General features: G+C 62.9%; 23 protein-coding genes. 17 read left to right on the forward strand and 6 right to left on the reverse strand.

The features are described from left to right. Positions 1 to 68: 68 nt before the first annotated feature. The gene (gene aac(6') / locus Q1A89_RS04035) at positions 69 to 509 is read right to left on the reverse strand and encodes an aminoglycoside 6'-N-acetyltransferase (protein WP_299724143.1); all 441 of its coding nucleotides are present in this window, start codon (positions 507 to 509) and stop codon (positions 69 to 71) included. Between the two features lie 142 nt (positions 510 to 651). On the opposite strand from aac(6'), the gene Q1A89_RS04040 reads away from it, so the two are divergent. From Q1A89_RS04040 to Q1A89_RS04060, 5 genes are all read left to right on the forward strand, one after another. Beyond that, complete coding sequence (locus Q1A89_RS04040) at positions 652 to 1,044, forward strand: hypothetical protein (protein WP_299724146.1); 393 nt, start codon at positions 652 to 654, stop codon at positions 1,042 to 1,044. A gap of 265 nt (positions 1,045 to 1,309) precedes the next feature. Then, positions 1,310 to 1,810, forward strand: coding sequence for a YbjN domain-containing protein (locus Q1A89_RS04045; RefSeq protein ID WP_299724149.1), 501 nt, complete (start codon positions 1,310 to 1,312; stop codon positions 1,808 to 1,810). Positions 1,811 to 1,842: 32 nt separating this feature from the next. Continuing rightward, positions 1,843 to 2,655, forward strand: a complete 813-nt coding sequence (gene proC, locus Q1A89_RS04050; RefSeq protein ID WP_299724152.1) for a pyrroline-5-carboxylate reductase — start codon at positions 1,843 to 1,845, stop codon at positions 2,653 to 2,655. Further along, the gene (locus tag Q1A89_RS04055; RefSeq protein WP_299724155.1) at positions 2,648 to 2,986 is read left to right on the forward strand and encodes a tRNA-binding protein; all 339 of its coding nucleotides are present in this window, start codon (positions 2,648 to 2,650) and stop codon (positions 2,984 to 2,986) included. The genes proC and Q1A89_RS04055 overlap by 8 nt, the downstream gene beginning before the upstream one ends. Then, positions 2,983 to 3,939 carry a D-glycerate dehydrogenase gene (locus Q1A89_RS04060; protein WP_299724158.1) on the forward strand — a complete coding sequence of 319 codons (957 nt, stop codon included), beginning with the start codon at positions 2,983 to 2,985 and terminating at the stop codon, positions 3,937 to 3,939. The genes Q1A89_RS04055 and Q1A89_RS04060 overlap by 4 nt, the downstream gene beginning before the upstream one ends. A 172-nt stretch (positions 3,940 to 4,111) precedes the next feature. Here Q1A89_RS04060 and Q1A89_RS04065 read toward each other — a convergent pair whose 3' ends face one another. Further along, positions 4,112 to 4,693, reverse strand: coding sequence for a thymidine kinase (locus Q1A89_RS04065; protein WP_299724161.1), 582 nt, complete (start codon positions 4,691 to 4,693; stop codon positions 4,112 to 4,114). Between the two features lie 429 nt (positions 4,694 to 5,122). Between Q1A89_RS04065 and Q1A89_RS04070 the strand changes: the two genes are divergently transcribed. The 3 genes from Q1A89_RS04070 (at position 5,123) to Q1A89_RS04080 (ending at position 8,415) form a co-directional block, all read left to right on the forward strand. Further along, positions 5,123 to 5,581 carry a hypothetical protein gene (locus tag Q1A89_RS04070; RefSeq protein WP_299724164.1) on the forward strand — a complete coding sequence of 153 codons (459 nt, stop codon included), beginning with the start codon at positions 5,123 to 5,125 and terminating at the stop codon, positions 5,579 to 5,581. A 22-nt stretch (positions 5,582 to 5,603) separates the two neighbouring features. Beyond that, positions 5,604 to 6,305, forward strand: coding sequence for an arsenical resistance protein ArsH (arsH, locus tag Q1A89_RS04075; protein WP_299726076.1), 702 nt, complete (start codon positions 5,604 to 5,606; stop codon positions 6,303 to 6,305). A 175-nt stretch (positions 6,306 to 6,480) separates the two neighbouring features. Then, positions 6,481 to 8,415, forward strand: a complete 1,935-nt coding sequence (locus Q1A89_RS04080) for a cyclic nucleotide-binding and patatin-like phospholipase domain-containing protein (RefSeq protein ID WP_299724167.1) — start codon at positions 6,481 to 6,483, stop codon at positions 8,413 to 8,415. Here the strand turns inward: Q1A89_RS04080 and Q1A89_RS04085 are convergent. The 3 genes from Q1A89_RS04085 to Q1A89_RS04095 form a co-directional block, all read right to left on the reverse strand. After that, a complete protein-coding gene (locus tag Q1A89_RS04085; RefSeq protein WP_299724170.1) occupies positions 8,376 to 9,503 on the reverse strand; it encodes a beta-ketoacyl-ACP synthase III in 1,128 nt (375 codons plus the stop codon). The genes Q1A89_RS04080 and Q1A89_RS04085 overlap by 40 nt on opposite strands. Before the next feature lie 86 nt (positions 9,504 to 9,589). Further along, positions 9,590 to 10,678, reverse strand: coding sequence for a hypothetical protein (locus tag Q1A89_RS04090; protein ID WP_299724173.1), 1,089 nt, complete (start codon positions 10,676 to 10,678; stop codon positions 9,590 to 9,592). Between the two features lie 101 nt (positions 10,679 to 10,779). Further along, on the reverse strand, positions 10,780 to 11,547 hold the full coding sequence (locus Q1A89_RS04095; protein ID WP_299724176.1) for an SDR family oxidoreductase: 768 nt from the start codon (positions 11,545 to 11,547) through the stop codon (positions 10,780 to 10,782). Positions 11,548 to 11,680: 133 nt separating this feature from the next. Here Q1A89_RS04095 and Q1A89_RS04100 point away from each other — a divergent pair, with 133 nt between their 5' ends. The 6 genes from Q1A89_RS04100 (at position 11,681) to Q1A89_RS04125 (ending at position 17,588) form a co-directional block, all read left to right on the forward strand. Next, positions 11,681 to 12,709 carry an L-idonate 5-dehydrogenase gene (locus Q1A89_RS04100; protein WP_299724179.1) on the forward strand — a complete coding sequence of 343 codons (1,029 nt, stop codon included), beginning with the start codon at positions 11,681 to 11,683 and terminating at the stop codon, positions 12,707 to 12,709. Then, on the forward strand, positions 12,709 to 13,749 hold the full coding sequence (locus Q1A89_RS04105; protein ID WP_299724182.1) for a pyridoxal-phosphate dependent enzyme: 1,041 nt from the start codon (positions 12,709 to 12,711) through the stop codon (positions 13,747 to 13,749). The genes Q1A89_RS04100 and Q1A89_RS04105 overlap by 1 nt, the downstream gene beginning before the upstream one ends. Beyond that, on the forward strand, positions 13,746 to 14,894 hold the full coding sequence (locus tag Q1A89_RS04110) for a Xaa-Pro peptidase family protein (protein ID WP_299724185.1): 1,149 nt from the start codon (positions 13,746 to 13,748) through the stop codon (positions 14,892 to 14,894). Before Q1A89_RS04105 ends, Q1A89_RS04110 begins: the two co-directional genes overlap by 4 nt. Positions 14,895 to 14,896: 2 nt before the next feature. After that, a complete protein-coding gene (locus Q1A89_RS04115; RefSeq protein ID WP_299724188.1) occupies positions 14,897 to 15,619 on the forward strand; it encodes an Asp/Glu racemase in 723 nt (240 codons plus the stop codon). 86 nt (positions 15,620 to 15,705) lie between these two features. Then, positions 15,706 to 16,941, forward strand: a complete 1,236-nt coding sequence (gene otnK, locus Q1A89_RS04120; protein ID WP_299724190.1) for a 3-oxo-tetronate kinase — start codon at positions 15,706 to 15,708, stop codon at positions 16,939 to 16,941. Next, a complete protein-coding gene (locus Q1A89_RS04125; protein ID WP_299724192.1) occupies positions 16,938 to 17,588 on the forward strand; it encodes an aldolase in 651 nt (216 codons plus the stop codon). Before otnK ends, Q1A89_RS04125 begins: the two co-directional genes overlap by 4 nt. Before the next feature lie 82 nt (positions 17,589 to 17,670). On the opposite strand, the gene Q1A89_RS04130 is transcribed toward Q1A89_RS04125, so the two are convergent. Further along, positions 17,671 to 19,266: a choline dehydrogenase gene (locus tag Q1A89_RS04130; protein WP_299724194.1), complete on the reverse strand. Its 1,596-nt coding sequence runs from the start codon at positions 19,264 to 19,266 to the stop codon at positions 17,671 to 17,673. 111 nt (positions 19,267 to 19,377) lie between these two features. Between Q1A89_RS04130 and Q1A89_RS04135 the strand changes: the two genes are divergently transcribed. From Q1A89_RS04135 to Q1A89_RS04145, 3 genes are all read left to right on the forward strand, one after another. Then, entirely contained in the window at positions 19,378 to 20,610 is a 1,233-nt protein-coding gene (locus Q1A89_RS04135; RefSeq protein ID WP_299724196.1) for a TRAP transporter substrate-binding protein, read from the forward strand. A gap of 112 nt (positions 20,611 to 20,722) precedes the next feature. Beyond that, positions 20,723 to 21,394, forward strand: a complete 672-nt coding sequence (locus tag Q1A89_RS04140; protein WP_299724199.1) for a TRAP transporter small permease subunit — start codon at positions 20,723 to 20,725, stop codon at positions 21,392 to 21,394. After that, positions 21,394 to 22,749, forward strand: coding sequence for a TRAP transporter large permease (locus tag Q1A89_RS04145; protein ID WP_299724201.1), 1,356 nt, complete (start codon positions 21,394 to 21,396; stop codon positions 22,747 to 22,749). The genes Q1A89_RS04140 and Q1A89_RS04145 overlap by 1 nt, the downstream gene beginning before the upstream one ends. Positions 22,750 to 22,751: the final 2 nt, after the last annotated feature.

Below are 22,751 nucleotides of genomic sequence, written 5' to 3' on the forward strand. Positions count from 1 at the left end.
GCGCTGCCGCGCCATTCCCGGTTCAGACATGTGCGGGTGATCGCCCGGTGATCGGGTTGAGCACACCTTCATAGCTGTTTGCGAAAGAACACCACACGCTCCGTTTCGTCGAAACCCAGTGCTGTATGAAACGCATGGCTGGCGACGTTCTCAAGATGCGCGTCCGAGGCCAATTCGCTGCACCCCCTCTCCTGTGCCCATGATTTCACCGCCTCAAGCAGCGCCCGTCCGATGCCCGAGCCTTGCAGGTCCAGGCGGACATAGATCCCTTCGACAAAGGCGACCGGCGAGGTGTCGCAGCCATTGACGTGATCGTGGCGCAGGCTGGCTTCGACAAAGCCGCGGGCGCCGCTGTCGAAGTCCAGAAAGGCCACGCTTTGTGTGGGCGTTGTGGCGAGTATCGCCTGGGCCTCGTCGTGATGCACATTGCGTGAGGTGTCCGGCCAGAGCTGCGCGCGCAGGTCCACCCAAGCGCCCAGGTCCATCGTCGTCGCGATCCGTATCGTCATGGATCAACCGTGCCCGGAAATCGAAGGCGTCACAATGGGGCGCTTGCCTATGTGCCAAACCCGAACGCCCGCAGGATTGCGAACATTCATCCAAAGACGCGCTTGCTACGTATCCCTCTCACTCCACAAGTGGAGACTGTCCATGACCCTGTTGCGCGCCTGTCTTGCTGCTTTTGCCCTGAACCTGTCGACCTCGCTCGCCTTTGCCGAGCTTGCCCCCGAGGACCTGACCCGGATCGACGCGCCCGGCGAGTACCGGTTGTTGTCCTCGGACGGGGCGGTGATCGGGCTGACGGATGGCATCTCGGTGCAAGAGGACAGGGTGCGCATGTTCCTGCGTGCGCGGGGCGGGTCGATCTTTTCGGTGCGGGGTGGGGGCAAGGACATCGTGGTCACCACATACGCGACATCGCTGAGCCTGAACGGGAGTGATCTGGTGCTGAACGTCACGACGCAGCGCATCAAAAACCGCGCCAACATGTCCTTTACCGATGACAGCTCGCCCATCGAAATTCTGTTGTTGAACCGCCGCTGAGCAGGCAAACAGCGCCGTCACACCCAGATAACTGCCGACCTGCGGTCCGTTCGCGCGCGCACTTCAATCGCCCGCATCTTGCGCCTTTGCCCATCTTGTCCCCAACTTATTGCGGTTATCCCCAAATAAAGGGTTGCCAGACGGCATGGGCGCGGTCACCATATATCGTAGAGGCACGGGGAATAACCCCCGGTTTCTAGAGCAGGCACCTAGCGCTTGGGGCGCTGCCAGCCCCAGTCGCTACTAGCGTATAAGAGGTGGCACCATGGCCCTTTCCGAGCAGTTCCTGGACGATGACATTCATCCCATCGATATCGTCGAGCACATCGCCGAGCACCACGAGTGGGATTTTGATCGCATCGCCGACGACCAGATCGCTATGGCGGTCGAAGGACAGTGGCGGACCTATTCGCTGACGCTCGCCTGGTCGGGCTATGACGAAACGCTGCGTATGGTTTGCACCTTCGAAATGGAACCCCCGGCGGAAAAGCTGGGCCAGCTATACGAGTTGCTGAACCTGATCAATGACCAGTGCTGGGCCGGGTCCTTTACCTATTGGGAAGAGCAAAAGCTGATGGTCTACCGCTATGGTCTGGTCCTCAGCGGCGGTCAGGTCGCAAGCCCTGAACAGATCGACACCATGATCGGCGCTGCCGTGATGAGTGCCGAACGGTATTACCCTGCGCTGCAATTGCTGATCTGGGGCGACCGCACGCCCAAGGACGCGATTCAGGTCGCCATTGCAGAGGCCTATGGCCGCGCGTAATCTCCGCCCCTGAGACCGACAGGGGAACGCACATGAAAAACACACGGATCGCAGCCCAGGGCCTTGTTCTTCTGGGCTGTGGCAAGATGGGCTCCGCCATGCTGGCCGGTTGGCTGGATCGCGGCATGCCGCCGGACCGGGTCTGGGTGATCGAACCCGTGCCCTCGCTGTGGCTGCGCGGCACGGGTGTGCATATCAACGCGGACTTGCCCGAGGCGCCTGCCGTTGTGCTGGTGGCTGTGAAACCGCAAATGATGGGCGATGCCTTGCCGTCGATCACGGCCCTCGGGGGCGGCGAGACGGTGTTTGTCTCGGTTGCCGCGGGCACGTCACTGGCCTCGTTCGAGGAGGCCTTTGGTGCCAACACCCCCATCGTCCGGGCCATGCCCAACACGCCTGCTGCCATCGGGCGCGGCATCACCGCGATCTGCGCAAACGCCTCCGGGCAGGGCGCGTTGGGCGAGGCCGCCGCATTGCTGTCGGCGGTGGGCGAGGTGGTCTCCCTCGACAGTGAGGCACAGATTGATGCCGTGACCGGCGTCAGTGGCTCGGGGCCTGCTTATGTCTTTCACCTGATCGAAACGCTGGCAGCGGGTGGCGTGGCCGAGGGGCTGCCCGCGGATCTGGCAATGCAGCTGGCCAAGGCCACTGTTGCAGGTGCAGGCGCGCTGGCGATGCAATCCGATGACGATCCAACCCAATTGCGCATCAACGTGACCAGCCCCAATGGCACAACGCAGGCGGCCCTTGAAGTGCTGATGGACGAGGCGTCGGGCTTTCCCGCGCTCCTGCCGCGCGCCGTGGCTGCCGCAACCGAACGATCCAAGGAGCTGGCCCGTGGCTGAGATCGATTTTGACGACTTTCTGAAAGTGGACGTGCGCGTCGGCCGCGTGGTGCGCGCCGAACCGTTCCCCGAGGCCCGCAAGCCCGCGATCAAGATGTGGGTCGATTTCGGGCCCGAGATCGGCGAGCGCAAGACCTCGGCCCAGTTGACTGTGCACTACGTGCCCGAAGAGTTGATCGGGCGGCAGGTAATGGCCGTAGTGAATTTTCCCGCCCGCCAGATCGGGCCGTTCATGTCCGAGGTGCTGGTTCTGGGCTTTCCTGACGAAGACGGGGCAATCGTGCTGGCGACGCCGGACAAGGACGTGCCCGCCGGGGGACGTTTGCATTGAGCCGGTTGTGGATCACGCGGCCCCTGCCGGATGAGGTTGTCGCGGCGGCACGCGCCGTCTGTGACGAGGTGGTGGTGCGTGAAGAAACGTTGCCCCTGACGGATGTCGAACTGCGCGCGGGTTTGCGCGACTATGAAATTATTCTGCCGACGTTGGGCGATCAGTTTTCGGCGTCCGTCTTTGCCGACGTGCCGGACCCGCGCTGCAAACTGCTGGCGAATTTCGGTGTGGGCTATAACCATATCGACGTGACTGCCGCCGCAGCGGCGGAGGTCGCCGTGACCAACACGCCCGGTGCGGTGACCGATGCGACGGCGGATATCGCGCTGATGCTGATGCTGATGTCAGCCCGCCGCGCGGGTGAGGGCGAGCGGATGGTGCGCGCCGGCAATTGGCCCGGCTGGCACCCCACGCAGATGCTGGGCCTGCACATGAGCGGCAAACGCGTCGGCATCGTCGGCATGGGCCGGATCGGACAGGCGATCGCGCGGCGCTGTCATTTTGGGTTCGGCATGGATGTGTCTTACGTGAACCGCTCGGACAAGGCGCTCGATTTTCCGGCGAGTCGCGTGGCTGATTTGATCACGTTGGCCGGGGCGGTCGATGTCCTGGTGGCCGCAGTGCCCGGTGGCGCCGAAACCCACCACCTGATCGGCGCGGATGTGCTGAATGCGATGCCAAGTCACGCGCATCTGATCAACATCTCGCGCGGGGATGTGGTGGATGAGGCGGCGCTGATTGCCGCCCTTGAGGCGGGTTCGATCGGTGGTGCGGGGCTGGACGTCTATGAACGCGAGCCCGAGGTGCCTGCCGCCTTGCGCGCATTGGAGAACGTAACCTTGCTGCCGCATCTGGGCACGGCGGCACTTGAGGTGCGGGTGGATATGGGGCTGATGGCGGTGCGCAATGTGGCTGCCTTTTGCGCAGGCGAGGCGTTGCCGAACGCGGTGTGAACCCTTTCACAGCAATCGGACAATCGAAGTGCCGCGCGCGGCATCGAAGTCCTGTCCGGCAGGCACTGTCGGGCCGCGCCGTTCCACCCCCTACGGGGCGGCGCGAATGCGCCACCTCTCGGAACGACGCTCAAGCGGAAATTACAGTGTTTTGAGAGGCATCAAGGGGGCCTCAGCCTTCGCCCATCGCCTCGCGCCAGTGGCGCCGACACAGCGACACATAGGTGTCATTGCCACCGATCTGCACCTGCGCACCATCGGCCAGCGTGCGCCCCTCGGCATCGCGACGGATCACCATCGTGGCCTTCTTGCCGCAATGACAAATCGTGCGGACTTCGCGCATTTCGTCCGCCAGCGCGAGCAGGGTGGCCGAGCCGGGAAACAGCTTGCCCAGAAAGTCGACGCGCAGCCCGTAACACATCACCGGCAGGTTCAGATCATCGACCGCGCGGGCCAGTTGCCAGACCTGATCTTCGGTCAGGAACTGGGCCTCGTCCACGAACACGCACGCCACCGGGCCTGCCTCCTGTCGGGCGGCAAGACGGTCAAACAGATTGTCGTCTGGAGTGAACATGTCGGCCTCGGCCCCGATGCCGATGCGCGAGGCAATACGGCCCGCGCCTGCACGATCATCCAGACGGGCGGTCAGCAGGTAAGGCTCCATCCCCCGCTCGCGGTAATTGTGGGCGGCTTGCAGCAACACGGTCGACTTGCCCGCGTTCATGGTGGAGTAGTGAAAATAGAGCTTGGCCATGGGGCGGGGGCATACTGGCGCCTGCGTCTTGAGGCAAGTGAAAGGGCGGGTCCGAGCAGATGCAGCGTCTTGTTATTGCGCTGTCATGTCCTCGGACCGAATTCGGCAGCTTGTTACGCGAGACAGGCAGCTGGACGCCGAAGCGCCCGGTCGATTTGGGGAATGCCTGCCCCGATACGCGTTACCTCCGACGGATCCGTCTCACTTGCTGCCAGCTTGCGCCAGCCTGTCGCCCCCAAGCAACAGAAGTCCGAGACGGACCCCACCCGGTCCCGGTGCTGGGGGCACCGGATACTCTTTACGTCCCGAAACCCTTGGGACCATTTACAAATGACATTTCCTTCCGAGTTGATTAATGGGAAAAGACCGGGCCGTTTCCCCGCTTGTCAGCTTGGAGCGGTCAATGTGGTACACGACGAGGACTCATGTATGGCCGGATTTGGCAGCTATCTGAAAAAGCACACCGAGGCTTTGGTGAAGGATGTGGGTATCGAACCCGCCTGCGGCCTGACCGGAAAATCCAAGGCAACGCTGGGGCGCTATTATTCGGACAACCCCGAACATGCGGACCGTTTCATGCCGATTGATGCAGTTGCGGCGCTGGAAAGGGCGGCAAGCTATCCTCATGTGACCAGCGCGCTGGCCGAATTACAGGGCAATTCGCTGTCCCACGACGACCGCCGCCCCAATGCCGAACGCCCCGGCGGTGTGAACAGCGATGTGATCGCGCTCAGCCAGCGCTTTGCCATGCTGATGAGCGAATACCAGCAATCCATCGAGGACGGCGTGATCACGGTCAACGAGGCCAAGCGTCTGCTCAAGGAAACGACGATGCTGCAGCAGGTCCTGATCGACATGAAGCTGCATCTCGAAGACGAGAGTGGCTGAGAAGGCAGGCGGCAGCGACGACCTGCCTGCTCTTGTGGTCGCGGCCCTGCCTGCCATCGACAGTGACGCCCTGCGCAGCCCCGATGATCCGGGCCATCCCCCACGTATCCTTTTGCTTTATGGCTCTCTGCGCGGGGAGAGCTATTCGCGCCGCGCCGCCGAAGAGGCCGCGCGCATACTGCGCCATCTGGGATGCGAGACGCGGATCTACGACCCCACAGGCCTGCCGCAGGTCGACACCGATGACGGGAGCCATCCGAAAGTGGCCGAATTGCGCAATCTGGCCATCTGGGCCGAAGGCATGGTCTGGTCCAGCCCCGAGCGCCACGGCGCGATGACGGGTCTGATGAAAAGCCAGATCGACTGGCTGCCCCTGTCGATGCACGGTGGCATCCGGCCCACCCAGGGCAAGACGCTGGCGGTGATGCAGGTCTCGGGCGGGTCGCAAAGTTTCAATGCGGTCAACCAGATGCGCATTCTGGGGCGCTGGATGCGGATGGTCACGATCCCCAATCAGTCCAGCATCCCCAAGGCGTGGCTTGAGTTCAAGAACGGCCGCCTGCCCGAGGGTGCGTTTTATGCCCGCGTGGTGGATGTGATGGAAGAGCTGGTCAAGTTCACATGGATGGTGCGGGGCCGCTCGGATTATCTGGTGGATCGCTATTCCGAACGGGTCGAAAGCGTCGAAGCCGTGCACCGCCGGGTGTCCCAAAAGGACACATAGCGCCGCCGCGCGGGACTGTTTTTGCGCCTCATGCGCAAAAAGGCGCCCACCCGCCGACCCGATCCGCGTTGTTTTTCGACCCCGTGTGCCGCGCCGCCTATCCCCTCACGTCAATGCGCCTTGCCTGTCAGGTTGATCACGGTGCACTCTGCCCAAGGTTACGGGGACTTGAGACGTGAACGCTGAGACGAGCAATGCCGAACTGATCGGCCTTTTGCGCGATATTGATGGATTTGGCGCGTTGGAGCCGGATATTCTGGATCGAATGGCCCGGACAGCGGACTATCGCGATCTGACCCGGGGCGATGTGCTGATCAAAGAGGGCGACGCCGCCAACACCCTGTTCATCGTGCTGCGCGGGCGCTTTACCGTGTTGCGCGCGGGCCGCGCCATCGCCGAAATCCCCAAGGGCGAACCGATTGGGGAGCTCGCCTTTTTCGCCGGGGGCACGCGCACCGCCACGGTGGTGGCCGCGCGCGACAGTGCGGTGATGTGTCTGAGCCGCGCGGCCTATGACGGGCTGGCCGCCCATACCCCGGCCTTGGCCAATGGCATTCTCGCCGCCGTGTCCCAGCGACTGGCGCGCACGGTGCCTGCCACGCCGCATCTGCGCCCCGAATCCGGTCATGTCTGTGCAATGTTTCCAGGTGGCGCAAATGACGTCATCGACCCGGGTTTTGTGACCGGCATCCGCGTCGCCTTTGAGGGTGAGGCGCGCTGGCAGGTGATCGAGGCTGACGATTGCGACCCTGCCTTGCTTGAGGATAGGCGCGCGCTGGCCACGTGGCTGGACATGCAGGAGGCCACCCATGGCAACCTGCTGCTGATCTGCACGGATCCCAAGGCCCAGCCTGTCTGGCAACAGGTCACCGCCAACAACAGCGACACCATCATGATTGTCGCCCCGAAAGAGGGCGAGTTCACCCCCGAGGATGGCCCGTCCCAGCTGGAGCGCGCGATCTTTGAGGCGACGTTGCCCGCCCATTTGCACGTGATCCTGCACCGCCCCAGCAGCGCGGACACGACGTCAAACACCCGCGCATGGCTGGATGGGCGTGCCGTGCGGTTGCACCATCATCTGGCGCTCGATTCCGAGGCAGATTTCGCCCGCATCGCCCGCTTTGTGCGGGGTGAGGCGATTGGCCTTGTGATGTGTGGCGGCGGGTCTTACGGGACCGCCCATCTGGCGGTGATCAAGGCGCTGAAGGAACAAGGCTATACCTTTGATTTCGTGGGTGGAACCAGTGTCGGAGCAGCGATGGCCGGGGCGCTGGCGCTGGGTCTTGAGCCGGATGAGATCATGGAGCAATGCGAGGAGATATTCCTGCGCTCCAAGGCGATGTCGCGCCTGACCGTGCCACTGTTTTCCCTGCTCGATCACAGCGTGCTCGATGCCGCATTCCGCAAGCATTACGGGCTTGGCGATGTCGAGGACCTGCCACTGAACTTTTTCGCCGTCTCGACCAACCTGACCCACAACGATGTGAGCGTGATCCGCGAGGGGCCGCTCTGGCAGGCGATCCGGGCCAGCAGCGCGATTCCAGGCATCTTTCCGCCCTATCTGCGCGCCAATGGCGAGGTGCTGATCGACGGCGGGCTGATCGACAATGTGCCGATTGACGCGATGCGCGCGCTCAAGGCCGGGTCCAATGTGGTGCTGAATTTTGTGCCCGGCAAGCCGTGGACAGTTGAGGCCCGCTACGAGGATTATCCGACCCGGCTGCAGACACTGACCAACCTGATGCGCCGCTCTGCGCAAGGCGCGGCGCGCCATCCCACCGCCTTTACGGTGCTGGCGCGCGCCATGGTGGTCAACGCGCGCAAATTGCTGCGCCAGATCAATGTGGGCGAGGATGTGCTGCTGAACATCTCGGTGCTGCGCGGCATGAGTTTCATGAACTGGAAGCGGGGTCGCGAGTTGTTCGACACCACCTATGCGCAGATTTCCGACATGCTGGGCGCCTTTCCGCAGGACGGCGACACCCATGCCGCGCGGCTGGCCCGTTTGCACCGGGTGGCCGGGGCCCTGAATGCCACGATAGAGGAAAGCCCGGAGGAAGAGGCCCCGCTTCAGCCGCGCCGTTCGACGATCACCGACCCCACGGAATAGCCCGCCCCAAACGAGCAGATGATGCCCAGATCGCCCACGCCAAGATCGTCAGAATTCTGCGAAAAGGCGATGATCGACCCGGCGGAGGAGGTGTTGGCGTAGTCCTGCAGAATGTTGGGTTGTTCGCCGGGGGCCGGGTTGCGGCCCAGCACCTTCTTGCCGATGAAATCGTTCATCGACTTGTTGGCCTGATGCAGCCAGAGCCGCTTGAGCTGATCCGCCTCGATCCCCTCGTCACCCATGTGGCCTGCGATATGCTGGCTGACCAGCGGCAGCACTTCCTTGAACACCTTGCGCCCGTTCTGCATGAACTGCATGTCGCGCCGATCCTTCATCCCATCGGGGCGCGAGCGGCGCAGATAGCCGTTGTTGTTGCGGATATTGTTGGAAAAATCGGTCGCGCAACGTGTTGATCTGATTTCGAAATAGGGGCCTTTTGCGTCCTCCGCCCGCTCGATCAGCGTGGCCGTGGCCACATCGCCAAAAATAAAGTGACAGTCCCGGTCGCGCCATTCCAGATGGGCCGAGCAAATCTCGGGGTTGACCACCAGCGCCGAGCGGATCGAGCCTGAGCGGACCATATCCGCCGCCGCCTGAATGCCGAAGGTCGCCGACGAACAGGCCACGTTCATGTCAAAGGCAAAGCCCTGAACGCCCAAGAGATCCTGTATTTCGATGGCCACCGCCGGGTAGGCCCGTTCGAGGTTCGAGGCCGCGCAGATCACCGCGCCCACGTCGGCGGCGGTTTTACCCGCCGCCGCCAGCGCCTTTTCAGCCGCATCCACGGCCATTTCGGCCATGATCGACGGTTCATCGTCGCTGCGCTGTCGCAGCAGCGGGTGCATGACGGCCGGGTCCAGAATGCCGTCCTTGTCCATCACATAGCGCCGCTCGATGCCCGAGGCCTTGAGGATGAACTCCTCGGACGAATGCGCCTTGGCCTCCACCTCTCCGGCGGCGATGGCGTCGGCGTTTTCGGCGTTGAACCGGTCGGCATAGGCGTTGAAGGCCACAACCAGTTCGGCGTTCGAAATCGACAGCTCTGGCGTGAAGACGCCGGTTCCGGTGATGGCAGGAGTGAATGTCACGGGGTGGCCCCTTTGCGGGTGGTTTTTTCGTTGGCCAAACCTTAGAGGGGGCGGGTGGGGCTCGCAAGGGTCGCGCGGCGGGCCGCCTACACGCTATGACCGTTGCGGCGGCTGACTTCCAAAAGCGGGTCCCACAGGCTCGGTTCGGACAGGGGCTGCCGGCTATAGTCGGGAATGGCGGTGCCGATGTCGCGGGCGGCGGCGTGCAGGGCCTGCGCCTCGGTTTCATCCATGCCCGTCACGTAAACATGCCCGCTCACATGCTGCACGCCCGCCTCTTCGTGTTCGGGCGTCAGCAATCCACCTGGCACCATCAGAATCGTGCCGGGGTCCACCTGGGCAAAGATGCGCGCCTCTAGATCGATCATGTGTTCGGTGGATTTGAGCGGGCGGTAAAAATAGATCGCGTCATAGCTGGCATAATCCGAATAGGAAAAGGCATCGCCCTGGATCAGACTGCAGGCCTGAGCGCCCAGCGTCTCAAGCAGCTTTGTGCCAAAGGCGACGGTGCCTTCCTCGTATTCCAGTCCGTGGCAGGTTTCGAAACAGGTCTGGGCGGCCAGCACCTTGGTCCCACCACCGCTGCCCACGTCCAGAAACCGCAGGGCATGCGGTTTGCGCTGCGCCAGACACAGCCGGTACGCGGCCCAAAGCATCGCGGAAAACTGGGCCATCGGCAGGGGAATGTCGCGGTGCAGCCCGGCATCCTCGGCCTCGGGGCTTTGGGTGAATTCCTGCGGGTTGGCGACCTTGTGCAGGGCGTCGATGAACAGCGCGCTGATGTGATCCATCACGTCCGGTGCCGCGCCGGTAACGATCGGGTCGGCGAACAGCGGGCGCGCCTCGGGGTGCATCTGTTCCTCGATCAGGCGGTTGATGCCCGCCCATTCGCGCAGCTGGTTCTTCATGTCCTTGGCGGCGGAATTGAGATCCCGGATCGCGCGCCGCCCGCCGGGCGAGACCACGCGCGGATCGGAGGTGTCGCGCAGGATGTCCTTGACCAGCGTACGCAACGCACTGTGGGACACGACCACGGCGCGCCACGACCGGCTCAGCTTGCTCGGATTGCGCGCCCGTGCAGGCGCGTCAAGCAACCGCGCCATGGATTTGATATCGTCGACCAGAACCCGTTCCAGCCGGTCCATTTTGGCAAAGCGTTTCTTGGGGTGCTGCATGGATTGGGACTGTTACAGGCTTTGGCGGACAGGCCAACAAAAATTGCGCGCGGCGAGGGCGTCATTTCCGACACCCGCGCCGCGCGCGTTCGCTTCAGGGCTTACAAAGAGGCGGTGATCCCGCCGTCCACATAGAGCGTGTGGCCATTCACAAAACTCGACGCCGCCGAGGACAGGAACACTGCCGCCCCGACCAATTCATCTACCTGACCCCAGCGCCCTGCCGGGGTGCGCTTTTCCAGCCAGGCCGAGAATTCCGGGTCCGCCACAAGGGCCGCGTTCAGAGGCGTGTCGAAATAGCCCGGCGCAATGGCGTTGCAGTTCAGCCCCAGCCGCGCCCAGTCGGTCGCCATGCCTTTGGTCAGGTTCGCAACCGCGCCCTTGGTGGCGGTGTAGGGAGCGATTCCGGGCCGGGCGAGGGCGGTCTGCACGCTTGCGATGTTGATGATCTTGCCCGCGCCGCGCTTGATCATGTGCCGCGCACAAGCCTGCCCGACATGGAATACCGAGGCCACGTTGGTCTGCAACAGGCGCTCAAACGCGTCTGCGGGGAAATCCTCCAGCGGGGTGCGGTGCTGCATGCCTGCATTGTTGATCAGGATGTCGATGGGGCCGGTGCTCTCTTCAAACCCGTCCACGGCGGCGCGCACACCGTCGTGGTCCGTTGCATCAAAGGCCAGCGTTTGCGTGGTGATTCCCTGATCGCTCAGGGCCTTTGCTGCTGCGTCCAGCTTGGTCGTGTCCCGTCCGTTCAGAACAATCTCTGCCCCCGCGGCCCCCATGCCTGCCGCCAGCGCAAGACCGATTCCCTGCGACGAACCCGTGATCAGCGCGCGAGTCCCCGCGAGCGAGAAAAGTGTAGTGCTCATTATATTGAAGGCCTTTTTTTTATCTAACGTTATCGGTAACGTAAGTTGAGCAACAGATGGGGTCAACAGGTGCTTGTGCCTCGCCCTGTTCCTGCGCATGTTGCGCGCGCACCGTTTCGGGGGGATCCAGAATATGAAAGCGATAGTTGTCCACGCAGCGCAGGATTTGCGCGTCGAAGAACGCGATATGCCCGAGGTCGGACCCGGCCAGGTGCTGGTCAAAATGGCCGCCGGGGGCATTTGCGGATCTGACCTGCACTATTACCAGCATGGCGGTTTTGGCACCGTGCGCCTGCGCGAGCCGATGATTCTGGGCCACGAGGTCGCGGGCCATGTCGAGGCCATCGGCGCAGGTGTCGAAGGGCTGAACCCTGCGCAACTGGTGGCAATCTCGCCCTCGCGTCCCTGCCTGGCCTGCGCCTATTGCCACGAAGGCACGCCGCAGCACTGCCTGAACATGCGCTTTTACGGCTCCGCCATGCCGTTCCCCCACATTCAGGGTGCATTTCGCCAGTATATCGTGGCCGATGCCGCCCAATGCGTGCCCGCCGATGGGCTGAGTGCGGCCGAGGCGGCGGTGGCCGAACCCCTGTCCGTCTGCCTGCATGCGGCCAAGCAGGCCGGTGATCTGATGGGCAAACGGGTGCTGGTCACCGGCTGCGGACCCATCGGGCAGCTCTGCGTGCTGGTGGCGCGCGCCGCCGGCGCAGTCGAGGTGGTGGCAACCGACCTTGCCCCCTTCACCCTGTCGATGGCCCAAAAGGTGGGCGCCTCGCGCGTGATCAACATGGCCGAAACGCCTGACGCGCTGGCGGATTATCGCGCTGACAAGGGCCATTTCGACGTCCATTTCGAATGCAGCGGTGCCGCGCCCGCATTGGCTGCCGCAATACCCGCCCTGCGCCCGCGCGCGGTGCTGGTGCAACTGGGCCTTGGCGGCGACATGACCCTGCCGGTGCAGGCAATGACAGCCAAGGAAATCAGCTTTCGCGGCTCATTCCGCTTTCACGAGGAATTCCGCACGGCCGTGGCCATGATGCAGGGCGGCCAGATCGACGTGAAACCGCTGGTCACCCACAGCTTTCCGCTCGATCAGGCGGGCGCGGCCTTTGAGATGGCCGCCGACCGGTCTCAGGCGATCAAAGCGCAGATCGTGTTCTGATGGCCCGCTGCATCGCCAACCCGTTTCGAGGCACAGGCCTCACCCATCCGGACCTTGCAGATGTGCCATTTCCGAGCGTCGATGCTGCCGCCCCCCGCGCGCTGCTGGCGCGCTGTCCGCATGCGGGTATCACACCGCTCAGCGCGGCCCCGGCGCTGGCGGACGATCTGGGCGTTGGGCAGGTCCTGATCAAGGACGAACGCAGCCGTATGGGGCTTGGCAGCTTCAAGGCGCTGGGTGCGGCCTATGTCATCGCCTGCGATGCTGAACAGGGCGAGGCGCGCGGGCGCACCTATGTCACGGCAAGTGCAGGCAATCACGGGTTGTCGGTGGCGGCAGGCGCGGCAGCCTTTGGCGCGCAGGCAGTCATCTTTCTGGCCGACACCGTCCCCGAAAGCTTTGCCGACCGCCTGCGTGACATTGGGGCCAAAGTGCCGCGCGCAGGCGCGGATTACGAGGCCAGCATGGCCGCCGCGATGAACCACGCCGAGGCCGAAGGTGCGGCACTGCTCTCGGACAGTTCATGGGCCGGATACACCACCCGCCCGCACCAGTTGATGGAGGGCTATCTGGCCCTCATGGCCGAAGTGTTCGACCAGATCGACGCGCCCCCGACTCACCTGTTCCTGCAGGCCGGGGTGGGCGGTCTTGCCGGGGCGGCGGCGACCATCGCACGCGTCGCTTGGGGCAGCAGCACCCGCATCATCGTGGTTGAACCCGAGGCCGCGCCCTGCCTGATCGCGAGCGTTGAGGCCGGTGCGCCGGTCGAAACCACCGGGCCCGCCTCGGCCATGGGGCGGCTCGACTGCAAGGTGCCCTCGCTGATCGCGCTCAAGGGGTTGGCCCGGGATGCTGATGATTTCATGACCATTTCCGAGGCCGAAGGGGAGGCAGGCGCAACCCTCGCCGCCGCGCACGGCTTTGCCAGCACGCCCTCGGGTGCCGCGGGTCTGGCAGGGCTGGCCGCTGCAGAGGGCGCTTTTGGCCTCAGCGCAGAGGCGCGCGTCTTGCTGATCCTCTCCGAACGGGGCGAGGGGTGAGCCTGTTTCCCGCTGCCGAATTTGAGGCCCGCGTCGCGCGCGCCCAAGCCCTGATGGACGTAGCAAACCTGGACGCCCTGCTGCTCACCACCGAGCCCGAAGTGCGCTATGTCACCGGCTACCTCACCCGGTTCTGGGAAAGTCCGACGCGGCCTTGGTTTGTGATCGTACCTGCCACGGGCCAACCCATCGCCGTGATCCCGTCGATTGGTGCTCCGTTGATGGGTCAGACCTGGCTGACAGATATCCGCACATGGCGCAGCCCCGACTACAATGACGACGGCATATCACTGCTGGCCGATGCCTTGGGCGAAGCTGTGCCCAAAGGCGGTCGGATCGGCGTGCCCTCGGGGCCCGAAACCCACCTGCGCCTGCCGCTCGACAGTTGGGCCGCCCTGCAAGCGGCGCTGCCGGACCGCAGCTTTGGCGATGACGACGGCACCATGCGCCGCCTTCGGCTGATCAAATCCGAGGCCGAGGTGGAAAAGATCGCCGCCGCCTGCGCCATCGCCGATGCCGCCTTTGCCCGCGTGCCCGACATCGCGCGCGTCGGCGCACCACTCAGCAACGTCTTTCGCGCCTTTCAGGGCCTGTGCCTTGAGGAAGGGGCCGACTGGGTGTCCTACCTCGCCGGGGGCGCGGGGCCGGGGGGCTATGGCGACATCATCGCGCCTGCAACGGATACACCGCTGGCCACGGGCGATGTGCTGATGCTGGACACCGGCGTGGTGCGTGACGGATATTTCAGTGATTTTGACCGCAACTGGTCGCTCGGCCCTGCAGCACCCGAAACCGCAAGCGCCTATGCGCGCCTGATCGAAGCCTCTGACGCGGCCTTTGCCGCCGCCCGGCCCGGCGCGACGGCGGCGGATCTGTTTCACGCGATGGACAAGGTCCTGACCGGCGGCGCGGGCGGTTCGGATGCCGGACGCTATGGGCACGGGCTGGGCATGCAACTCACCGAATGGCCCTCGCTCATCCCGGACGATCACACGGTGCTGGAACCGAGCATGGTGCTGACACTGGAACCGGGGCTTGAGCTTGGCGCAGGGCGGACACTGGTGCATGAAGAAAACATCGTCATCACCCCAACCGGCGCGCGGTACCTGTCGACCCCCGCGCCGCGCAGCCTGCCGGAGATCTGAGCATGGCCCGATCCTACACCACTGCCGATGACACGCGGGCCAAGCTGGGCCTGATCGCCCTGCAAGCGGATCGCACGATCGAGGATGACTTTCGCCGCCTCATGCCACGCGACGTCAGCCTGCTGGTCTCACGCGTGCCTTCGGGGCTGGATGTGACGCTGGACAGTCTGGCCGAGATGGAGAGTGCGCTCAGCGGTGCCGCGTCGCTGTTTCCCGTCGGGCATCGCTTTGACGTGGTGGGGTACGGCTGCACCTCGGGCACCGCACAGATCGGGGCACCAGTGATTGCGCAGCAGGTGCAGGCGGGGACCGAAACAGGTGCCGTCAGCGAACCGGTCACGGCGCTCATTGCGGCCTGCCATGCGCTGAAGGTCAGCCGCATCGCCATCCTGTCGCCCTACGTCGCCTCCGTTTCCAACCGCCTGCGCGAGGTGCTGGCGGCGGCTGGCATCACCACCCCGACATTCGCCAGCTTTGACGAAGGCAACGAGGCCGCCGTGGCCCATATCGACGAGGATTCGATAACGCGCGCGAGCATCGACATGATGAAAGATACAGAGGTCGAGGCGCTGTTCCTGTCCTGCACCAACCTGCGCACGCTCGGGGTGATTGCAGGGCTGCAGGACGAACTCGGCGTGCCGGTTCTGTCGAGCAACCTCGTGCTGGCCTGGCACATGCTGAACTGCGCCGGGCTTGACGTCGCCCGCCCGCGCGATCTGCTCTGAAATCTCGAAATTCCGCTGGCCCACTTGCGCAGCCATCGGCAGCAGTGTTTCCCTGTGCGCGGCCATACGAACAGGAATGACAGAAAATGAAGCTGGGATGCATCGGCGACGACTTTACCGGATCAAGCGATCTGGCCAACACGCTGGCCAAGGGCGGCATGCGCGCCACACAATATACCGGCGTGCCGGACGGGCCAGCGGACCCTTCGGTCGAGGCCGGTGTCGTCGCGCTCAAATCCCGCTCGATCCCCGTGGACGAAGCGGTGGAGCTGTCATTGCAGGCCCTTGACTGGCTCAAGGCGCAGGGTTGCACGCAGTTCTTCTTCAAATACTGCTCGACCTTTGATTCCACGCCCGAGGGCAATATCGGCCCCGTCGCGGACGCACTGGCCGACGCACTTGACGCCCATCAGGTCATCGTCTGCCCGGCCTTTCCTGGCACGGGGCGGTCTGTGTTTCAGGGGCATCTTTTTGTCAACGACACGCTGCTGAGCGAAAGCGGCATGCAAAACCACCCGCTGACCCCGATGACCGACCCGGACCTGCGGCGCTGGCTGGCACCGCAGACCCGGCACAGCGTGGGCCATGTGGGGGCGGGTGCCGTCTTTGAAGGGGCAGAGGCGATTGCGACGGCGCTGGCGACCCAGCACGACGCGGGCCACCGGTTGATCGTGGTCGATGCGATCCGCGATGCGGATTTGCGCGCCATCGGGCAGGCGGCGCGCGACTTGCCGTTGATCACAGGCGGGTCGGGCGTCGCACTTGGACTGCCGGAAAATTTCGGCTGCACTGCGGGGACAGTGCCGTGGACCGGGCAGGGGGGACGTGCGGTTGCGCTGTCCGGCTCATGCTCAACCGCGACGCGCGCGCAGGTCGCCTATCACGCCGCGCTCCACCCCGCGCGCGAGATCGTTGCCGGTGACGTGATCGAAGGACGCCTGCAGGTCGACACGCTGGCCACCTGGTTGATGGAGCAGGACGGCATCCCGCTCGCCTACAGCTCTGCCGATCCAGCCGAAGTGGCCCGGGTGCAGGAGACATACGGGCGCGCACGGTCCGCCGAAGCCCTCGAAGGCTTCTTTGCCGCCACCGCACGCGCGCTGCGGGCCAGGGGCGCGACACGGATTATCACGGCAGGCGGCGAAACCTCAGGCGCAATTGTCGAGGGGCTGGATCTGTCCACTCTCGACATCGGACCCGAGATTGACCCCGGCGTGCCCGCGCTGCGGGCCGGGCCCGATCTGGTTGTGGCGCTCAAATCGGGGAATTTCGGGGCCGAGGACTTCTTTGAAAAGGCAAACAGGGTACTGGCGGGCACATGAGCAACGAAAGCGCCCTGCGCGAACAGATCTGCCTGCTGGCAAAATCCCTGTTTGATCGGGGGCTGACCCATGGCAGCACCGGCAACATCTCGGCCCGCACCAGCGATGGCGGGCTGCTGGTCTCGCCCACGGGGACCAGTTTCGGGCGGCTCGATCCCGGACGGCTCAGCCGCTTTGATACTGCTGGGCACCATATCGACGGCGACGCCCCGACGAAGGAAATGCCGCTGCACACGGCCTTTTACGACACGCGGAGAACGGCGGGGGCGGTGGTGCATCTGCATTCCTGCCACTCGGTTGCGCTGTCGATTCTGCCCGGCGCGGATGCTAACAACTTTTTGCCGCCGCTCACCCCGTACGGGATCATGAAGCTGGGCAAGGTCACCTTGCTGCCGTTCTTTCTCCCCGGTGATCCGGCGATGGGTGCGGCGGTGCGCGGGCTGGCAGGCAAGCGCTCGGCGGTGATGCTGGCCAATCACGGCCCCGTGGTGGCGGGCCGCGATGTCGAGGCAGCCTGCAACGCGATCGAAGAACTGGAAGACACCGCGCGTCTGGCCCTGATGACCCGCGGGATGTCACCGCGCGGGCTGGATGAGGCGCAGGTTGCAGCGCTTGTCAAAACCTTTGACGTGGAATGGGACGGATAGGCACGCGCCATCGCATATTTGAAGAACAATGAAGCGCGCGCGCGTCTCAGGCTTCATTGTTCCAAAAAATATGCAAATCCGACTAGTGGTCTGCCATGATGAGGTCTGATGCCTTTTCCCCGATCATGATCGCAGGCGCATTGGTGTTGCCGCTGACGATTTCGGGCATGATCGAACAATCCGCCACCCGCAGCCCCTCGATACCGCGCACGCGCAGGCGTTCATCCACCACCGCCATCTTGTCCGACCCCATCTTGCAGGTGCCGGTGGGGTGATAGATCGACGCCGTGTTGTTGCGCGCCCAGTCCAGCGTGGCGTCATAATCGTCCATCGGCAGATCCGCATGCGGGCGATATTCCTCGGAGATTTTTGAGGTCAGCGGCGCATGGCGGGCGATCTTGCGGGCGATCTTGACGCCTTCGACCACCGTGCGGCAGTCGGTTTCGGTGCTGAGATAGTTGGGGATGATCTTGGGATATGTGCGGGCATCCTTACTGGCCAGACGAATCTCTCCCTTTGATTCCGGGCGCAGCTGGCACACGGACATGGTGAAGGCGGAAAACTTGTCCGCGCCCTTGCCGGGGTTTTCCGCCGACAGGGGCTGGACGTGGAACTGGATGTCCGGCGTTTCCATATCCTCGCGGGTTTTCATGAATCCGGTCGCAAGACTCGCGGCCATGGTCATGGGCCCGGCACGGAACATCACGTATTTCAGCCCGATCTTGGCCTGCCCAAACAGGGTCGACACCTCGTCGTTCAGGGTCGGTTCGTTGCACTTGTAAACAAGGCGGGCCTGCAGGTGGTCCTGCATGTTCTTGCCGACGCCGGGCAGGTCCGCGACCACATCGATGCCGTGTTCGGACAATTGCGCGGCCTCACCAATGCCCGAAAGCATCAGAATCTGGGGCGAATTGATCGCACCACCGGAGAGAATCACCTCGCGTCGGGCCGTGACGGTCTGCTCGACCCCGCCCTTGTCGCGATACGTGACGCCCGTGGCGCGCTTGTCGGTGATGTTCACCTTGTCGACCTGGGCATGGGTCACGATCTGCAGGTTGGTCCGGCTTTTGACCGGATTGAGGAAGGCCACCGCCGACGAACAACGCCGCCCATTGCGCGCCGTAAGCTGAAAAAAGCCGACGCCTTCCTGGTCCGCACCATTGTAGTCGGGATTGAACTTGTACCCCGCCGCCTGCGCGGCTGCGACCCAGGCATCGGTGATGGGACGCTGGATGCGCATGTTCGACACCGACAGGTTGCCCTCGTCGCCGTGGAACTCATCCGCCCCGCGTTCGTTTTTTTCCGAGCGTTTGAAAAGGGGTAGCACATCGTCCCAGGCCCAGCCCCGGTTGCCCATCTGCGCCCAGCGGTCGTAATCCTGAGGCTGTCCGCGGACGTAAAGCAACCCGTTCAAAGAGGACGATCCACCCAGCACCTTGCCCCGCGGCCACTCGATCGAGCGCCCGTTCAGACCCGGGTCGGGCTCGGTCTTGTAGCACCAGTCGACCTTCGGATTGTGGATCGTCTTGAAATATCCTACCGGAATATGGATCCATGGGTTAAGGTCGCGCCCACCAGCTTCCAGCAGGATGACTTTGACAGATGGGTCCGCGCTGAGGCGGTTGGCAAGCACGCAGCCGGCCGATCCAGCCCCGACAATTACATAGTCGGCTTCCACAATTTTGTCCTCCCTCACAAAGTTCCCAAAAAAAGACTATGCAGAATGCTTCGCTTAGGCTAGCCTTTTATGAGATAAAACGTCTCAATAATATGCATCAGGGAGGATAGCATGGGAATTAGTGACAAGATCAACGGCATTTCCCGCCGCGATTTGTTCAAAGTGGCTGGCCGTTACGGCATGAGCTCGACGCTTTTGGCGGCTGGCGGATTCGGGGGGGCGATGAGCCTTGCCAATCTCGCATCGGCGGCTGAGTCGACTTATGAAAAGCGGTTCGCCAAAGAAGCCAAGTTCACGCTGAAGTTCGGCGCTGCGGGCTTCAACGCACGCAACCTGCTGATCGAGCGTGCTGGCGCTCTGGAATTTGCCCGCGACCTGGAAAGCCGCACAGACGGCGAAATCCGCGTGGAATTCATCGGTGACAACCAGATCTGCGGTCAGGTGTCCTGCGTTGAGAAATGCCAGCAGGGTATCGTTGATATCTATGCGGCTTCGACACAGAACTCCGCCGGTGGCGCGCCTTACCTGAACGTGCTCGACTATGCCTACATGTTCCGTAACCGGGCTGACCAGTTCCACTTCCTGTACTCGCCCAAGAGCGAAGCGCTGCTGCGCGAGCCCTATGAGCGTCGTCACGGCCTGAAATTCCTGTTCAGCCACGCTGAACTGCGCGGCATCCAACTGGGTCTGTCATGGGAAGACAAGCCAACGGTCACAAGCGTCGAGCAACTGTTCGGCACGAAAAACCGCGTCACGGGCACACAGCTTGGCCGGATCGCGATGACCGCTCTGAACCTGAACCCGGTTCCGGTGGCATGGGAAGAAACCCTTGACGGTCTGAAGCAGGGCCTGATTGATGGTGCGGAAACATGGGCCTCGGCCGTGGCATATGCCAACATGTCCCCCGTGGTCAGCCAGTCGGTCAACCTGAACTTCTTCTGCGGCACAGAGCACACAGCCATGAACGCTGGCGTGTTCGACAGCCTCGGCGGCGAGTTGCAGGATGCGGTTCTGGAATCGTCCTACTGGGCACAGGTCCACGTTCAGGCAGCCAACGAAGTTGCCCTGATTAAGACCGTTGGTCAGTCCGACCCACAACTGCCCGGCACCATCTTTGCGCAAAACAACGTGCGCAACGCGTTCCTGTCCGACGCCGAAATCAAGAAGGCCGAGGAAATGTGTTCGCCAGAGTTCCAACCACAGCTGTGGGAAGAATGGCGCGAGCGCATTAACGGCTGGCAGGGTGGCGCAGACACCTACCAGGAAATCTACGACGAGGTCCGCACGATCCCAGGCGACACGCTGCCTGAGAACGTTGAACCACGCCGCTGGTGGAAAGCGTAATAATACGTTGATCCAAATGAGCCGACCCTGTTTACTGGGGTCGGCTTACTTTGTCCAAGAGCGTGTCAAAACGCCATAACGACAAGTCAGGAAACAATGGGAGGGGCGCCGGATGTCTATCTGGGCGGATATGTCTACCATCGTCACATCGACGTTGGCTGGAGACATCAATTTCAAGGTCGTACAAGCATATAGATCGCCGGGCGCGTGGTACGTGTTTGGACCAATCACCATAATCGGTGCGATTCTCGTTCATTTCCTCTACAAAGCAGTGCCCTGGATTGATCGCAATCTGGAACGCACCATCATCGTGTGGGCCTATATCATCATGGCCACGATCATCTTTGTCGGGGTGATCCAGCGATTCGTCTTTTCCAATCAGGTGCCGTGGTCGACCACCATCCCGCCGCTCCTGTTTATGATCATGGCCTGGTACGGTGCCTCCTTTAACGTCAAGCTGCGCACCCACCTGAGCTTTTCCGAATTCCGCTCGAACATGGCCCCCAAGGGGCAGTTCTTCTTTCTGATGCTCGACAATGTGCTGTGGATGATCTTTGCCATCATCGTGGTGACAACCACCTCGCGGGTGACCGTGAACACCTATGACAACTTTGCCATCGTGCTCGGCACGGACAACGTGATGCGCTGGTGGTTCCTTGTGACCATGCCTGTGTGCTTCATCATGCTGGCAGGCCGGGTTGTGGGCAACGCCCTCGAAGATATCGCCAATTACCGCAGCGGAGAGCCGCTGATCAAGCAAGCCGTGATCGGGGGGGATGTCTGATGTCTGACGGAACGTGGATTACAATTATCTCGCTGGCCGTGACCTTTCTGTTCATGATGGGCACGCCGGTTCTTCTGATCATCTTCTACTGGGTGGTGGGGTGCAGCTTTGTGCTGGACCTGACGCTCGACAACACCGGCGCCGAGATGCTGAACGTCTTCAAGGACGGGTTTGCACTGCTGGCGATGCCGCTGTTCATCCTCACGGGGGACCTGATCAACAAATCAGGGATCGCCAAACGACTATCGGACTACGCCTATGCCTGCCTTGGCTGGTTGCGGGGCGGTCTGGCCATGGCCTCTATCGGGGCGTGCGGCCTGTTTGCCGCGATCTCCGGCTCGAACTCGGCCACCACGGCCACCATCGGTTCGATGTTGCACCCCGAGATGGTCAAGGGCGGCTATGACGAACGCTTTTCCGCGGCCACAGCGGCGGCGGGCGGGACGGTCGGGATCATCATCCCGCCGTCAATCATCTTCATCGTCTACGGCTTCCTGATGAACCTCGAAGTGGGGCAGCTGTTCCTTGCGGGCATCATTCCCGGCGTTCTGATGGTTCTGGCCATGATGCTGGTCTGCTTTGTGGTCTGCACCATCAACAAGTGGGGCATCCTGACCAACCTCAGCTTTGCACGCATGACCAAGACGGCCATCGGCGCCTGGCTGGGCTTCTTCGCCATCGGTCTGGTGCTCTGGGGCATCTACACAGGCAAGTTCTCGCCGACCGAAGCGGCGGGTGTGACCGTGGGCTTCGGGATCATCGTCGGCCTGATCAGCTATCCGCTGAACAAGATGATGAAGAACGATTCCAGCACGCCCATCGACGAAAAGCCAATCTCTTCGATGCTGGTTGTGGACGGGTTCAAACTGTTTGAAGTCCCATCCATCGTTGTGCGCTCGGCACAGATCACCGGCATCCTTGCGCCGCTGATCGCCGTGTCCGTTGTGATGCAGCAGATCCTGTCCCTTCTGGGGGCGCAGGAAACCATCGGCGGTCTCGTGACCTCGATGGGGGGCTACTACCCCGTTCTGTTCACCGCGATGGCGATGGTGTTCGTCGCAGGCATGATTCTCGAATCACTGCCGGTGACCATCATCATGGCGCCAATCCTGGCCCCGATTGCCGCATCCGTGGGCGTTGATCCGATCCACTTTGCGGTTGTTTTCCTTGTGGGCGCATCGATTGGTTTCATCACGCCGCCATATGGTCTTAACCTTTACGTGGCGTCCGGTGTGACAGGCGTTCCCTATTTCCGCCTGCTGCGCTATTCGACCATGTATCTCGGCTCGCTGATCCTCGTTTGGGTTGTCGTAGCCCTGGTGCCTGAACTGGCCCTATCACTAGTACCAAGTTAAAG

The organism is uncultured Tateyamaria sp., assembly GCF_947503045.1.
In the GTDB taxonomy this organism is placed as follows: Bacteria; Pseudomonadota; Alphaproteobacteria; order Rhodobacterales; family Rhodobacteraceae; genus Tateyamaria.

Coding starts and splice junctions, on each gene's coding strand:
- Q1A89_RS04040 (WP_299724146.1), top strand. CDS start 652: ATGACCCTGTTGCGCGCCTGTCTTGCTGCTTTTGCCCTGAACCTGTCG.
- Q1A89_RS04045 (WP_299724149.1), top strand. CDS start 1,310: ATGGCCCTTTCCGAGCAGTTCCTGGACGATGACATTCATCCCATCGAT.
- proC (WP_299724152.1), top strand. CDS start 1,843: ATGAAAAACACACGGATCGCAGCCCAGGGCCTTGTTCTTCTGGGCTGT.
- Q1A89_RS04065 (WP_299724161.1), bottom strand. CDS start 4,693: ATGGCCAAGCTCTATTTTCACTACTCCACCATGAACGCGGGCAAGTCG.
- Q1A89_RS04070 (WP_299724164.1), top strand. CDS start 5,123: ATGGCCGGATTTGGCAGCTATCTGAAAAAGCACACCGAGGCTTTGGTG.
- Q1A89_RS04090 (WP_299724173.1), bottom strand. CDS start 10,678: ATGCAGCACCCCAAGAAACGCTTTGCCAAAATGGACCGGCTGGAACGG.
- Q1A89_RS04095 (WP_299724176.1), bottom strand. CDS start 11,547: ATGAGCACTACACTTTTCTCGCTCGCGGGGACTCGCGCGCTGATCACG.
- Q1A89_RS04100 (WP_299724179.1), top strand. CDS start 11,681: ATGAAAGCGATAGTTGTCCACGCAGCGCAGGATTTGCGCGTCGAAGAA.
- Q1A89_RS04105 (WP_299724182.1), top strand. CDS start 12,709: ATGGCCCGCTGCATCGCCAACCCGTTTCGAGGCACAGGCCTCACCCAT.
- Q1A89_RS04115 (WP_299724188.1), top strand. CDS start 14,897: ATGGCCCGATCCTACACCACTGCCGATGACACGCGGGCCAAGCTGGGC.
- otnK (WP_299724190.1), top strand. CDS start 15,706: ATGAAGCTGGGATGCATCGGCGACGACTTTACCGGATCAAGCGATCTG.
- Q1A89_RS04125 (WP_299724192.1), top strand. CDS start 16,938: ATGAGCAACGAAAGCGCCCTGCGCGAACAGATCTGCCTGCTGGCAAAA.
- Q1A89_RS04135 (WP_299724196.1), top strand. CDS start 19,378: ATGGGAATTAGTGACAAGATCAACGGCATTTCCCGCCGCGATTTGTTC.
- Q1A89_RS04140 (WP_299724199.1), top strand. CDS start 20,723: ATGTCTATCTGGGCGGATATGTCTACCATCGTCACATCGACGTTGGCT.
- Q1A89_RS04145 (WP_299724201.1), top strand. CDS start 21,394: ATGTCTGACGGAACGTGGATTACAATTATCTCGCTGGCCGTGACCTTT.